This window comes from Enterobacter sp. E12 (assembly GCF_014596715.2).
Taxonomy (GTDB): domain Bacteria; phylum Pseudomonadota; class Gammaproteobacteria; order Enterobacterales; family Enterobacteriaceae; genus Enterobacter; species Enterobacter bugandensis.
The window spans coordinates 2,176,983-2,191,374 of sequence record NZ_CP115601.1 but is presented as its reverse complement, the minus strand read 5'-3'; the positions used below and the strand labels follow the sequence as shown (position 1 = coordinate 2,191,374).

The window sequence follows — 14,392 nt, the reverse complement described above, 5'->3', positions numbered from 1 at the left end:
GAAATCACGAAACATTTGGAGATAAGCGATGCAGCAGTTAGCCAGCTTCTTGTCCGGTACCTGGCAGTCTGGCCGGGGCCGCGAACGCGCGATTCATCACGCCATCAGCGGCGAAGCACTCTGGGAAGTGACCAGCGAAGGGCTGGACATGGCGGCCGCCCGTCGCTATGCCATTGAGCATGGGGGCGAGGCATTGCGCGCCATGACCTTTATTGAACGTGCCGCCATGCTGAAAGCGGTGGCGAAACACCTGCTCGGCGAAAAAGAGGCGTTTTATGCCCTGTCCGCCCAGACGGGCGCGACGAAGGCGGACAGCTGGGTCGATATTGAAGGCGGCATCGGCACCCTCTTCACATACGCCAGCCTGGGCAGCCGCGAGCTGCCGGACGACACGCTGTGGCCGGAAGATGAGCTAATCCCGCTGTCGAAAGAAGGCGGCTTTGCGGCGCGCCACGTTCTGACCTCGAAATCCGGCGTGGCGGTACACATCAACGCCTTCAACTTCCCCTGCTGGGGAATGCTGGAAAAACTCGCGCCGACCTGGCTTGCCGGGATGCCCGCCATCATCAAGCCCGCCACCGCTACCGCGCAGGTGACGCAGGCGATGGTCAAATCCATCGTGGACAGCGGACTGGTGCCGGACGGCGCCATCAGCCTGATTTGCGGCGGCGCGGGCGATCTGCTCGACCAACTCGACAGCCAGGACGTGGTGACCTTTACCGGCTCCGCCAGCACCGGACAGAGCCTGCGCGTGCACCCGAATATTGTGGCGAATTCGATTCCGTTCACCATGGAAGCCGACTCCCTGAACTGCTGCGTGTTGGGTGAAGACGTCACGCCGGAGCAGCCGGAGTTTGCCCTGTTCATTCGGGAGGTGGTCCGCGAGATGACCGCCAAGGCCGGGCAGAAATGTACCGCCATTCGCCGGATTATCGTCCCGCAAAGCCAGGTTGATGCCGTCAGCCAGGCGCTGATTGCCCGTCTGGAAAAGGTGGTGATGGGCGACCCGGCGCAGGAAGGGGTGAAGATGGGGGCGCTGGTCAACGCTGAACAGCGCGCAGACGTGCAGGAGAAAGTGGATCGGCTGGTCGCCGCAGGCTGCCAGATCCGTCTGGGCGGCAAAGCGGATTTGCAGGCCGCGGGGGCGTTCTTCCCGCCGACCCTGCTGTTCTGCCCGCAGCCGGATGAAACCCCGGCGGTGCACGATACCGAAGCCTTCGGCCCGGTCGCCACGCTGATGCCGTATCGCAGTGCAGAGCACGCCATGCAGCTTGCCCGCGCGGGCGGCGGCAGCCTGGCGGGGACGCTTGTCACCGCAGACCTGAACATTGCCCGCCAGTTTATTGCCGGCGCGGCACGCGCCCACGGGCGAATTCAGATCCTTAACGAAGAATCATCAAAAGAGTCTACCGGCCACGGCTCCCCGCTTCCTCAGCTAATGCACGGCGGCCCTGGCCGCGCGGGCGGCGGCGAAGAGCTGGGCGGCCTGCGCGCGGTGAAGCACTACCTGCAGCGCACCGCGATTCAGGGTAGCCCGACGATGCTGGCCGCCATCGGCAAACAGTGGGTGCGTGGCGCAGCGGTGCAGGAAGATCGCGTCCATCCGTTCCGTAAATACTTTGAGGAACTGCAGCCGGGCGACAGCCTGCTGACGCCTCGCCGCACGCTGACGGAGGCGGACATCGTCAATTTTGCCTGCCTGAGCGGCGACCACTTCTACGCCCATATGGACAAGATCGGCGCGGCAGAGTCGATCTTTGGCGAGCGCGTGGTGCACGGCTACTTCCTGATTTCCGCCGCGGCGGGACTGTTCGTTGATGCAGGCGTCGGGCCGGTGATTGCCAACTACGGCATGGAAAACCTGCGCTTTATCGAGCCGGTCAAGCCGGGCGACACGATCCAGGTGCGTCTGACCTGCAAGCGCAAAACGCTGAAGAAACAGCGTACCGCCGAGGAAAAACCGACCGGCGTGGTGGAATGGGCGGTAGAGATTTTCAACCAGCACCAGCAGGCCGTGGCGCTCTACTCCATTCTGACGCTGGTGGCGCGCCAGCGGGGTGATTTCAGCTAACGTTCTCCCTCATCCTGACCCTCTCCCCAACGGGGAGAGGAGATTGCTCTGCACGACCTGTGATTTATCTCAGCGCCTTTTTTAACCTGGCAAGACCAACAAATAACCTGGCAGATGCAGGCAAACGCTTTTCTCAGGCGCCTGTCAGGATAAGGCTGTCACAACACAATAAACCCTAAAAACACAACAAGATGAGGTCTACGATGGGAAGCAATTCTTCTTTTTCTGCCCGTAGAACGGCACTGGCCATGGCCGTTGCGCTCTGTTGCGCCTGGCAATCCCCTGCTTTCGCCCACGGCAGCGAGGCGCATATGGTCCCGATGGACAAAACACTGCAGGATTTTGGCGCGGACGTTCAGTGGGATGATTACGCACAGATGTTCACCATTGCGAAAGACGGCGCCTTCGTGAAGGTCAAACCGGGCGCAAAGACGGCCATCGTCAACGGTCACCCCCTCAAGCTTGAAGTGCCGGTAGTGATGAAGGACAAAAAAGCCTTTATCTCAGAGACCTTCATCAACGATGTTTTCCAGTCTGGTCTTGACCAGACCTTCCAGGTTGAAAAACGCCCTCACCCGCTAAACGCGCTGACGGCGGACGAAATTAAGCAGGCTGTCGGGGTTGTGAAAGCCTCTGCGGATTTTAAACCCAATACCCGCTTTACCCAGATCGCCCTTGCGGAACCAGAGAAAGCCAAAGTGTGGGACTTTGTGCTCAACGGTACGGCAGTGGACGCCCCTCGCCAGGCAAAGATCGTCATGCTCGACGGCAAGCACGTTATCGAAAGCGTAGTGGACCTGAAGGATAAAAAAATCCTGCGCTGGGAGCCGGTGAAGGACGCGCACGGCATGGTGCTGCTGGATGATTTCACCGCGGTTCAGCAGATCATTAACGAGAGCTCGGAGTTTGCCGAGGTGCTTAAAAAACACGGCATCACCGACCCGAAAAAAGTGATCACCACGCCGCTTACCGTCGGCTACTTCGACGGTAAAGACGGCCTGAAGCAGGAAGATCGCCTGCTTAAGGTGGTGAGCTATCTGGACGTCGGCGACGGCAACTACTGGGCCCACCCGATCGAGAACCTCGTGGCCGTGGTCGATCTTGAGCAGAAAAAAATTCAGAAGATTGAAGAAGGTGCCGTTGTGCCGGTTCCGATGACTCCGCGCCCCTATGACGGCCGCGACCGTGTCGAGACGCCGAAAAAGCCGCTCGACATCATTGAGCCGGAAGGCAAAAACTACACCATTACCGGCGACATGGTGCACTGGCAGAACTGGGATTTCCACCTGAGCCTGGATTCCCGCGTCGGCCCGATGATTTCGACCGTCACTTACAACGACAACGGGAAAAAGCGTCAGGTGATGTATCAGGGATCGCTCGGCGGCATGATTGTCCCGTACGGCGATCCGGACGTGGGCTGGTACTTCAAGGCCTATCTCGACTCCGGCGACTACGGCATGGGCACCCTGACCTCGCCGCTGGTGCGCGGTAAAGACGTGCCGTCCAACGCCGTGATGCTCAACGAAACCATCCCGGACTACACCGGCACGCCGATGGAGATCCCACGCGCGATCGCCATTTTCGAACGCTACGCGGGGCCAGAATATAAACATCAGGAGATGGGCAAGCCGAACGTCAGCGCCGAACGCCGCGAGCTGGTGGTGCGCTGGGTGAGTACCGTGGGCAACTACGATTACATCTTCGACTGGGTGTTCCACGAAAACGGCACCATCGGCATTGACGCCGGTGCAACGGGTATCGAGGCGGTGAAAGGCGTGCAGGCGAAAACCATGCATGACGCCACCGCCAAAGACGACACAAAGTACGGCACGCTGATCGATCATAATATCGTGGGCACCACGCACCAGCACATCTATAACTTCCGTCTTGATATGGACGTGGACGGCATCAACAACAAGCTGGTGGCGATGGATCCGGAGGTGAAGCCGAATACCGCCGGCGGCCCGCGCACCAGCACCATGCAGGTCAATCAGTACGATATTGATACCGAACAGCAGGCGGCGCAGAAGTTTGACCCAGGCACCATCCGACTGCTGAGCAACACCAGCAAGGAGAACCGCATGGGCAACCCGGTCTCGTACCAGATTATCCCTTACGCGGGCGGTACCCATCCGGTGGCGACAGGCGCGAAATTTGCCCCGGACGAGTGGATCTACCATCGTCTGAGCTTTATGGATAAACAGCTGTGGGTGACGCGTTACCACCCGGACGAGCTGTATCCGGAAGGGAAATTCCCTAACCGCTCCATCCACGATACGGGTCTGGGCCAGTACAGCAAGGATAACGAGTCGCTCAACGATCAGGATGACGTGGTCTGGATGACCACCGGTACCACCCACGTGGCGCGCGCTGAGGAGTGGCCGATTATGCCGACGGAATGGGTGCATACCCTGCTTAAACCGTGGAACTTCTTCGACGAGACGCCAACGCTCGGGAAGAAAAAAGACGAAAAATAACCATCCGCCGGGCAATTGCCCGGTTTTTTTTGCCCTGGCGTTTGAGGATCGTCCTGGCTTGCTTATAGTTACTGATATATCACCAGCATGATTTTTCCCCCGGACGGGAAAGGGCTTTATGGAAAAAAGAAAAAAACCGACACTTGAGCGAGCAACCTGGCCGACGCGCCACGCCATGGTTATGCACGGGCTGGCGATGAACCTGCCCTGGCTGGCTTTCGTCAACATCAGCTTCGCCGTGATGATTCTGCTGCGCCATGTTCTGCTTAACGCCAGCGATCCCCTTTATCCCCACTTGCCGCATATGATGAAAATGGTCGACGCTTCGATGCTCGGCATTATTATCCTCTCGTCTGCACTGATCCTTATGGGCTGGCGGCGCATCGCCGGTATCAGCGTAGTGCTGTGTATCTGTAGCGCTATCTGGTCGATATCATGCTTCTGGTTCATCACCGATTTACTGCTGCCCCACGTCTGGCCGCTGTGCGTTATTTTATTACTCGCTGGGTTAACGGCCCTCTACTTTTACCCTGTGGGGTTGCTCGCCTTCGTGCTCCCGCTCTGGATAACCCTGCCGATTGCAAGCTGGGTACTGAATGATGGCCTTAATCTTCACTTCGTTATCATCTGGAGCGTCTTTTCGCTGATCCTGATCTGCGGGCGCTTCATCCTCTTAAGCTGGTTTGACGAGGCCTGGCGACGTAACCAGCAAAACCAGCTGCTGATCTCACGACTGGATGCGCTGGCGCATCAGGATCCGTTAACCACAACCGCCAACCGCCGGAAGATGGAGGTGGTGCTGGAGAACGCGGTTGAGCAGAAGAAACCGTTCTCGCTGATTATGCTGGATATTGACTATTTCAAACGCTACAACGACACCTACGGTCACCAGGCGGGTGACGACTGTCTGACGCGCGTGGCGCGGGTATTGAAGCAGTCAGTGCGAACGCCCGACGATGTGGTGTCACGCTACGGCGGCGAGGAGTTTGTGGTGATCCTGTTTAACTGCCCGGAAAATATCGCGGAAAAAGTTGCGGTACGCATTCAGGACGGCCTGCGCGCGGAGTCGATACCGCACAGCGCGTCATCCGTCAGCGATCGTGTCACCGTGAGTATGGGGATTGCGGGCATGGTCGAGGGGCTTGCGGGTACCGAGATTATTGCCCGCGCCGATGCGGCGCTGTACCGGGCGAAAGAGGCCGGGCGGGATCGGTGGTCGCTGTAAATAAAGCCGGGTGGCGGCTACGCCTTACCCGGCTTGTTTTTTAATACCGCACGCAAACCGACTTGGTTTCGCACCAGCCGTCCAGCCAGTCCGGGCCAAAATCACGTCCGGTGCCGGACTGCTTCATCCCACCGAACGGCAGGTTGGCGTCAATCAGCGTATGGCTGTTCACCCACACGGTGCCCGCCTGCAGCCGGTCGGTGTACTCCAGCGCCTTGCTGATATTCTGCGTCCAGACGCTGGCCGTCAGGCCATATTCGGTGTCGTTCGCCAGCTGCAGCGCCTCTTCCCCGTCGGCGACGCGTACCAGGTTGACCACCGGACCAAACACCTCTTCTCGGGTTAACCGCAGCGCGGCATCCGGGTTCACCACCAGCGTAGGCGACACGTAATAGCCTTTGCCCTCCGGGCCGCGGTTACCGACGATCAGCTCCGCGTTGCGGGACGTCGCCTCGTCGAGGAAGGTCTGCACCTTATCGCAGTGGGCGCGCGACACCAGCGGGTTGATAAACGCCTCCGGCGACATGCCCGGCCCGACGCTCAGGGATTTAACCGCCTGTTCGAACCCGCTCACCAGCGTGTCAAACAGCGGCGCTTCAATGTAGATGCGCGAGCTCGCCGCGCACACCTGCCCCTGGTTCAGGAAGCTGCCGGTCATTAATCCTTCTATCACCCACGCGGGGTCCGCATCCTTCAGCACGATGGCCGGGTTTTTCCCGCCCAGCTCCAGGGTCACCCCGGTTAGCGTGTCCGCCGCCGCGCGGGCAATTTGCTTACCCGTTGCCGTTGAGCCGGTAAAGCTCACCTTCGCAATATGCGGGTGCGAGGTCAGCGCTGCGCCACACACCGCGCCGCTGCCGGTTACTACGTTGAACACCCCGTCCGGGATGCCCGCTTCGCTGGCCAGCTCCGCCACGCGCAGCAGGGTCAGCGGCGTGGTTTCAGACGGCTTAATGACGATAGAGCAGCCCGCGGCCAGCGCTGGCATCACTTTCCACATCCCGATCATCAGCGGGAAGTTCCAGGGCACAATCCCGGCCACCACACCAACCGGCTCCTTACGCGTCCACGCCTGGTAGCGCGCACCCTGCGGCAGCGGGATGGAAAGATCGAGGGTTTTGCCCGCAATTTTGGTGGTCAGCCCGGCGGTATAGCGCATCCAGTTAAGGGTGCAGCCCACTTCAAAAGCCCGGGAGATGTTAATTGATTTGCCCTGCTCCAGCGTTTCAAGCTGGGCCAGCTCCTCGCAGTGCTGTTCGACCAGATCGGCGAAATGGAGCAGGATCCGCTCGCGCTCAGCCGGCAATTTTCCGGCCCAGCTGCGGGCGACAAACGCGCGCCAGCCGGACATAACGGCCCGGTCAACGTCATCGACGCTGGCATCGGCGGTCGAGGCAATCACCTCGCCCGTGGCCGGGTTGTAGACGTTCAGCCGTTTTTCGCTGTCCGACGCGGCCTGACGCCCTTCAATCCACAGGCCGTGGTGTCGGTCTAAAAACTGCTGCACGGCAGGCAGAACAGCCACCTGTGATTCAGACATAGGATACTCCTTCGTTATTCTTCGCAGGGTGTTCATCCAGTCTAAGAGGGGTTTTGCATTCTCGCTTTTGTCTCTGTGACATTCGCTTTGCCACCTGTGACAGGTGCCGCAAATCGCGATAATCGCCGCTTATATCGCTGTTACCGGTGAGTGTTCTTTCCTATAGTCAGCCTCATAGCTCTGACAAAATGCAACACAAATGCAACAATGCGAAAACGTTGACGGTGCAGCGAGAGAAACGATGGCGTGTGCAAGCGAGCAGGAACAGTATCAGCAGTGGCTGGCGCAAATTAACCAGGTTTGCGGGCGTTTTAACGCGCAGCCCACCGAGGGAAAGTTCTACGGCGAGCTGGAGACCAGCTACGCGCGCAGCCTGAAGCTCAGTACCGTCACCGCCGGCGGCGTTAACCTGTTCCGCTCCCGACGAGAGATCGCACAGAGTAATGATGCCTGGTTCTACACCGTCTTCCAGCTTGAAGGCAGCGCGCAAATTGAGCAGGATGAGCGTCGCGCGGTGCTCAGAACCGGGGATATCACGCTGATTGACGCCTCTCGTCCCTGCTCGATCAACTGGCTGGAAAAGTCCCGCCAGATTTCGCTGCTGGTTCCCCGTCAGATTATCGAACAGCAGTGCCGCTTTCAGGAGGTAAGCTGCGCGCTCGCCTTTTCCCGCACCTTACCCACGGTACAGCTGAGCCATCGCCTGCTGATGGAAAGTATGAACAACCGCGACCTGAGTGACCGGGAGAGTGAAGCGGCGCTTGAGGCGATGGTCTGCCTGCTGCGCCCCGCGTTCCAGCAGCGCGACGTGATTCAGCCGCGCAAGGAGCGCCAGTTCCAGCACGTTGTGGCGCTGATTGATGACCATATTCAGTCTGAATCGCTGCGTCCGGAATGGATTGCCGCCGAGAGCGGAATGTCCGTACGCAGCCTCTACCGCATGTTTGCCGAGAAGGGGCTGGTGGTAGCGCAGTACATTAAAAACCGTCGTCTGGATCTCTGCGCGCAGGAATTGCAGTCAACCGGCGACGATGAAAAGCTGGCGGGCATTGGCTACAGCTGGGGATTCACCGACCATAGCCACTTTTCAACGGCCTTTAAGCAGCGTTTTGGCGTCTCGCCGGGTGAATACCGCAAGCGCTACCGCTAGCTATTTTTTCAGCCACTTACCGTTAATGCCCTTCACGTACTCGCCCGGCTGCGCGCGGGCCACCAGCTTTTGCCCCGCCATTTTCGCCACTTCATCAACCGGCAAATTATTGCTGTCGGCCAGCTTCTGATAGCTCTCCGTGCGCGCCGCGTTAATGCGATTCACCAGCTCCAGCGTTTCGGCATCCTGTTGGATCGGAGCAAGATAGCCGCTCAGGGTTTCCCCCACGCGCCCCTGCGCGCGGGCATCGTTTAAGGTCAGCGCAGCCGCCTGCACGTTTATACTCAGGGCCAGTAAAATCAACGCTAATCGTTTCATGGCATCCTCAGAACAGATCGCTGCGCGATTTCAGCAGGGCTTCAACGTCTTTATCGACCTTGATGTGGATCTCGTGTTCGATTTTGACATTCATATTGATGGTAATCGGCTCCTTTGGCGCAGCGACTTCAATGCGCGGCGTACAGCCGGTCAGTAGCGCGGCAACGGTGAGCGCACCAGCCATCTTTTTCATTGTTGTTCCTCACTTTCCTTGCCAGTCGAACTGCGGAGACCGGGAATCGCCGCGTGTTGCTCAAACCAGGTTTGCAGGTTGTCGCCAAAACGCAGGCTGCGCCACAGGGTAAAGACATTCTCGTCATGGGTGTAGTTCAGATTGACGGAGCTGCTTTTGCCGTCCACGCGGCTGGTCCCCTTGATGGTCGCCTGCATGGTTAATTCACCCAGGTTATCTAAATTGATTCTCGTCCACGACTGCGAAATTTCCATGTAGCGGAGCCAGTTAATCGCTGCGCCCGCGACCATATTATCCTTCACGATGGCGTCTGCCGTATCTTTGTCGATGCGCAGCGTCATTGGCCCCGGGTTGGTCAGCCAGCCATCTTTAATGATCCATTTTTCATTGTCCAGCCAGAACGGCAGCGCCCCGCTCACCGGGCCCGACAGGGTAAACTGCTTCGGGTTGACGGCGCTGATCAGCTCGCTTGAGGAGATATTGTCCACGCGCAGCAGGGCCGGATCGTGCTGCGGCATCCGCAGTTGCTGCATGGTGATCTTCCCGCCGAGCGTTTCTACCTTAACGTTGGTGAGAAGCAGCGGGTTGTCCTCCGTCCAGGGGTAATTTCCCTGCAGGTCCGCGGTAATGTTGCGCGCGGTCACCAGGTTTTCCACTTCGCCAATGCGCAACGTGACCGGGCCGCGCGTGCCCAGGGACCAGGTTCCCTCGCTGAAGCGGAACGGCAGCACAAAATCGACGCCGTTGATCTGGTTGTCCGGCATCCAGGCGCTGCCGGATTTCAGCACGCCGTGTCCGCCCGCCTCAAAGCCCTGATCGGGGGCCGCCGAGAAGGCAACCTGCGCATAGAGTTCTCCGTCACGCAGCGTCATTTTCCAGTCCGGCGGGACCAGCGGCTGGAAGACGGTGAGCGACTGTTTCGGCCACCAGGCCTGCCCGCGAAGGCGCACGCCATCCCAGCGTCCGTTCACCTGTACCGGGCCGATGCTGTCCGCATGGAGGTCGCCCTTAAACTGAAAAACAGTCGGGTCGGTACCGTCGACGCTGAAGGTCAGGACCGAAGGCGGCAATACGCTGCCGCCGGAGAACCGGGTTTGCCCGGCATTCAGCGACAGCGCGCCGCTGAATGCGGGTTTTTCGGCATCGCGCAGCCAGCGTACAGGCCGATCCAGCACAAGCCGCGGCTTGCTGACCTCCATGGTGCCGTACTGGAGCTTGTCAAAACCGGTGGAGAGCGCCGTCAGCTCAATAAGGTTGTCTCGCCACTCGCCTTTCCCGGCGACATCCCAGCGGGCATGCATCGGCGTAAAGCCGCCTTTTCCCCAGTAGCGCCACTGCCACAGGCCGTTATCAGGCAAAAAGTCGTTGGCCTGACCGTCCAGGTGGAGTTCAAAACCGCCCATCTCGTTTTCATGGGCACGCAGAATAGCCTGCAGACGCCCGTCCACGCCCTTCTGGGTGAGCTTCACGCCCGCCAGCGGCCAGCGGATTTCATCGATATCGAGTGAGTCAATAATGCGCCCGCGCGAGCGGAGCAGCGCGCCGGGCTCAAAAGCAAGCTGCGGTTCATACAGGCTGCCGGTCAGTGTGGCGGGCAATTTGGCGTAAAGAATGAGATCGTTTTGCTTCGCCTCGCCGCTCAGATGCAGCGGCATGTTGCTGTTTTCCATGCTGAGCCTGCCGGGCCCAATGTTCAGTACCGCGTTACCTTTACCCGCATCGCCTTGCGTCAACACGTTCAGTCGTCCGGTCAGGGTGGCTTTCTCCAGCCCCTGCTGCCAGTTGTCGGCGCGAAGGGACACCCGCCCGCTCAACGGCATACCCGAAAGATCCCAGTTCCAGCGCCCGTCGCTGATGTTCAGCTGTTCCGCCGTGATCTGCCACGGCAGGTCGAGAAGCGGATCGGGGTTATCCCGCGCCATCACCACCAGCTGTCCCTCATTGTCTTCCCAGTCGAGATCGGCATCGACCAGAGACGTTAACTGTGGCACGTTAAAGGTCGCGACCGCGTGGCCTTTCACCGGCACGCCGTCCGGCACCAGCGGCAAAGTGAACTCGCCCACCAGCTTAATCGGCTGCGGCTGGTCAGGGAGCTGAACATCAAACTGGCTGACCGAGAGCGTCTGGCCGCGAAGCGTGCCTTTGATGCTGACCTGTTCGCCTCTGTAAGCGATCTCCTGGCTGGAGGGCGTCAGTGACGCATTAAGCTCGCCCTGCCACTGCTGCCAGGGCGAGAGCGTCAGACGGTGAATGGTGAGCCAGGTATTGGGCAACACAGCCTGCCACTGGGCCAGCGTTTTGGGGGCGACCGTTGAGGGTGCAGACTGGGGAATTTTGCTCAGGCAGACGGTGTTAAGATCCAGCGCACCGATATCCAGTTTCCAGCGGCTCGGATGTGACAGCGTCACGTTCTCGATGCGGGCAATTTCGCAGTCTTCCACCAGATAGCGAAGATCGGGGATCACCAGCGCGTGGCGAGTCAGTTTTGGGCTTTCTTCGAAAGCAATGCGCGTCCCGAGGGGGAGCCAGATCCCGGCGAGCGTCGGCACCCACTGGGCGAGCGTCATCAGCAGCGTCAGCGGCACCAAAATCAACAGCAGTAAAACCGCAATGGCGGCTTTGTATTTACCCTTCATGGGCAGTTAATGTCCTGATTTTTCAAAAGAATTAAGCCGGCAATGCCGAATATTGTCGCATGTTTGGCCAGTCAGTTGTAGAGAATGCCATTTTTAAGGATAGATGCTCTAGAATAATTGATAGAACTTATTGAATTCAATAATATTTTAGAAATTGTAAGATAATTTTAATCATGCTAACGTGAATGCAAAATCACTGGAGAAAGTCTTATGAAACTCGCGGTATATAGCACAAAGCAGTACGACAAAAAGTATCTGCAACATGTTAACGAAGCTTACGGGTTTGAGCTTGAATTTTTCGACTTTCTGCTGTCCGAAAAAACCGCCAAAACGGCGCACGGCTGTGAAGGCGTCTGCATTTTTGTTAACGATGACGGCAGTCGTCCGGTGCTGGAAGAGTTGAAAAAGCAGGGAGTGAAGTATATCGCCCTGCGCTGCGCCGGCTTCAACAACGTGGATCTCGACGCGGCAAAAGAGCTGGGTCTGAAGGTGGTTCGCGTCCCGGCGTACTCCCCGGAAGCGGTAGCAGAACATGCGATTGGCATGATGATGTCGCTCAACCGTCGTATTCACCGCGCTTATCAGCGTACGCGTGACGCCAACTTCTCGCTCGAAGGGCTGACTGGCTTTACCATGTACGGCAAAACCGCGGGCGTGATCGGCACCGGTAAAATTGGCGTGGCTGCCCTGCGCATTCTGAAAGGCTTCGGCATGCGTCTGCTGGCATTCGATCCGTACCCGAGCGCCGCAGCGCTGGATCTGGGCGTGGATTACGTCGACCTGCCGACACTGTTCTCGCAGTCCGACGTGATCTCCCTGCACTGCCCGCTGACGCCGGAAAACTACCACCTGCTTAACCAGGCGGCGTTTGACCAGATGAAAGACGGCGTGATGATCATCAACACCAGCCGCGGCGGTCTGGTGGATTCTCAGGCCGCTATCGAAGCGCTGAAAACCCAGAAGATTGGCGCGCTGGGGATGGACGTGTATGAGAACGAGCGCGATCTGTTCTTTGAGGACAAGTCTAATGACGTCATCCAGGACGACGTGTTCCGTCGCCTCTCAGCCTGCCATAACGTGCTGTTTACCGGACACCAGGCGTTTCTGACCGCCGAAGCGCTGATCAGCATTTCGGAAACCACGCTGGGGAATCTTCAGCAGTTAGAAAAGGGTGAACCGTGCCCTAACGAACTGGCTTAACTGCGACGCCGGGTGGGGCTAAGCCTCATCCGGCGCGTTTGTTTCCCAGCTTCGGTGAGCAACGCGCCACCAGAGCAGGACGGCGGCCAGCGCAATCGCGCTCAGGACACTGAATGCCGTCGCAAACGAGTAATGACCGGCGATAGTGCCGGTTAACGCCGGGCTCATGGCTGCCCCCACTCCCTGCATCAGCATCACCACACTCTGCCCGGCATTAACGTGCCCGCTTCCGCGCAGCAGCACCACAATAAACGACGGTACGACGACACCCAGGATCCCGGCGGCGAGACCGTCGAGAATTTGTACCGGGATCATCATTAACGGCGCGTCGGTCGATGCCGCCAGCGCCGCGCGCACCGGCATAACCAGCAGCGCCAGCATAATTAAGCGCCAGTAGCCGTAGCGTTCTATTCGGCCTGCAACCCAGATGGCAACGGGGATCATCACCGCCTGCGAGATGATGACGGTGCCTGCCGCGTACAGGCCAGGGTTGACCGAGGCGGGTGCCGCGGCCACCCTCATGCTCAGCATCGGCAGCAGTGCGGCATTCGCCAGGTGGAACAGCAGTAGCGTCAGTCCGGTCACAAACAGCGCCCGGTTTTTAATCAGCACCGCGAAGCCGGGGACAGGAACGCTACCTGAGGATGAAAGCCCTCGCGCCGCATCGTTATCAATGTCCCCGTTGCGGATGGCAAGCAGCGCGCAGAGCGTCAGCAGCGTCGTGCAGGTCATCAGCAGGAAAATCCCCCCGACGCCCCAGTACCAGGCAATGCCGCCTGCTATCACTGCGGTGACAAAATTGCCGCCGTGATTAAACGCCTCATTTTTGCCCATCTGCGCGCTGAACCCGCGCTGGCCGGTCAGGCCCAGCGTAATCCCGGCGATGAGCGGCCCGACAAACGCCGCGCAGATGCCGGTGACCATTTGTGAGACGGCAACAACGCTGGTCTGCTGGCTAAACCAGAGCAGCAGCGTACTCAGGGTGATCAAAGTGCAGAGCAGCGCCAGCGCGGAGCGTTTGTTCCGCGAAGTGTCAGTAATTACCCCCGCCGGGAGCGTAGCCAGCAATCCCGCCAGCCCACCGGCAGTCATCAGGATGCCGATATCATCGGGGCTCCAGTGGCGTTCTGTCAGAAAGATACCGAGAAAAGGACCAAGGCCATCACGGACATCCGCAATGAAAAAACTTGTCAGGCATAACGCCCGCAGCGAACGAAGAGACATACTTCCTGCCTGTAAATTATCCGGCTCGCGTTTCGCGATGACCCGCGTCCAGACGATCGTACAATAAAATTAAAAATGTAGCGTAGCGCTGCTTATTGAAAATCAGATGACGGCCCAAAAGACCGGATTAACCAGGGAGGCTACGCGTCACACCAGCCTCCAACGAGCTGTAGCAAAATGTGAATAGCCGCCGGGAACATCAACAGGAAGAGTAAAACTGTCACCACAGCAATCGCCATCAGAAACTCCTTTTAAATTTTTCGTTTTACGAAATCGTAGTCAGTATTTTTAAATTGTCACTGACGCTCGGCTATTTTCTTCATTATTCACGGGGACGCCCCTTTTTATTAGCGCCCCC

10 protein-coding genes are annotated in these 14,392 nt (G+C 58.7%); 5 read left to right on the top strand and 5 right to left on the bottom strand.

The window, feature by feature from the left end:
- The first annotated feature begins 28 nt into the window (after nucleotides 1-28).
- The 3 genes from paaZ (at nucleotide 29) to IB212_RS10430 (ending at nucleotide 5,773) form a co-directional block, all read left to right on the top strand.
- Nucleotides 29-2,071 carry a phenylacetic acid degradation bifunctional protein PaaZ gene (paaZ, locus tag IB212_RS10440; RefSeq protein ID WP_041910195.1) on the top strand — a complete coding sequence of 681 codons (2,043 nt, stop codon included), beginning with the start codon at nucleotides 29-31 and terminating at the stop codon, nucleotides 2,069-2,071.
- Nucleotides 2,072-2,274: 203 nt separating this feature from the next.
- Complete coding sequence (tynA, locus tag IB212_RS10435) at nucleotides 2,275-4,548, top strand: primary-amine oxidase (protein ID WP_041910197.1); 2,274 nt, start codon at nucleotides 2,275-2,277, stop codon at nucleotides 4,546-4,548.
- Between the two features lie 118 nt (nucleotides 4,549-4,666).
- Nucleotides 4,667-5,773 carry a GGDEF domain-containing protein gene (locus tag IB212_RS10430; protein ID WP_041910198.1) on the top strand — a complete coding sequence of 369 codons (1,107 nt, stop codon included), beginning with the start codon at nucleotides 4,667-4,669 and terminating at the stop codon, nucleotides 5,771-5,773.
- 40 nt (nucleotides 5,774-5,813) lie between these two features.
- Here the strand turns inward: IB212_RS10430 and IB212_RS10425 are convergent, their stop codons facing one another.
- Nucleotides 5,814-7,313 carry an aldehyde dehydrogenase family protein gene (locus tag IB212_RS10425; RefSeq protein WP_041910199.1) on the bottom strand — a complete coding sequence of 500 codons (1,500 nt, stop codon included), beginning with the start codon at nucleotides 7,311-7,313 and terminating at the stop codon, nucleotides 5,814-5,816.
- A gap of 241 nt (nucleotides 7,314-7,554) precedes the next feature.
- Here IB212_RS10425 and feaR point away from each other — a divergent pair, with 241 nt between their 5' ends.
- A complete protein-coding gene (gene feaR, locus IB212_RS10420) occupies nucleotides 7,555-8,463 on the top strand; it encodes a transcriptional regulator FeaR (RefSeq protein ID WP_041910200.1) in 909 nt (302 codons plus the stop codon).
- On the opposite strand, the gene IB212_RS10415 is transcribed toward feaR, so the two are convergent.
- From IB212_RS10415 to IB212_RS10405, 3 genes are read right to left on the bottom strand one after another with little or no spacing between them, the layout of a single operon-like run.
- Entirely contained in the window at nucleotides 8,464-8,781 is a 318-nt protein-coding gene (locus tag IB212_RS10415) for a YdbL family protein (protein ID WP_028013020.1), read from the bottom strand. It abuts the gene before it with no gap.
- Between the two features lie 7 nt (nucleotides 8,782-8,788).
- Nucleotides 8,789-8,974, bottom strand: coding sequence for a YnbE family lipoprotein (locus tag IB212_RS10410; RefSeq protein ID WP_028013019.1), 186 nt, complete (start codon nucleotides 8,972-8,974; stop codon nucleotides 8,789-8,791).
- Nucleotides 8,971-11,610 carry a YdbH family protein gene (locus IB212_RS10405; RefSeq protein WP_041910201.1) on the bottom strand — a complete coding sequence of 880 codons (2,640 nt, stop codon included), beginning with the start codon at nucleotides 11,608-11,610 and terminating at the stop codon, nucleotides 8,971-8,973. Before IB212_RS10405 ends, IB212_RS10410 begins: the two co-directional genes overlap by 4 nt.
- A 210-nt stretch (nucleotides 11,611-11,820) precedes the next feature.
- Here IB212_RS10405 and IB212_RS10400 point away from each other — a divergent pair, with 210 nt between their 5' ends.
- Nucleotides 11,821-12,810: a 2-hydroxyacid dehydrogenase gene (locus IB212_RS10400; RefSeq protein WP_188245648.1), complete on the top strand. Its 990-nt coding sequence runs from the start codon at nucleotides 11,821-11,823 to the stop codon at nucleotides 12,808-12,810.
- A gap of 18 nt (nucleotides 12,811-12,828) precedes the next feature.
- Here IB212_RS10400 and IB212_RS10395 read toward each other — a convergent pair whose 3' ends face one another.
- Complete coding sequence (locus IB212_RS10395) at nucleotides 12,829-14,034, bottom strand: MFS transporter (RefSeq protein WP_188245649.1); 1,206 nt, start codon at nucleotides 14,032-14,034, stop codon at nucleotides 12,829-12,831.
- Nucleotides 14,035-14,392 lie beyond the last annotated feature (358 nt).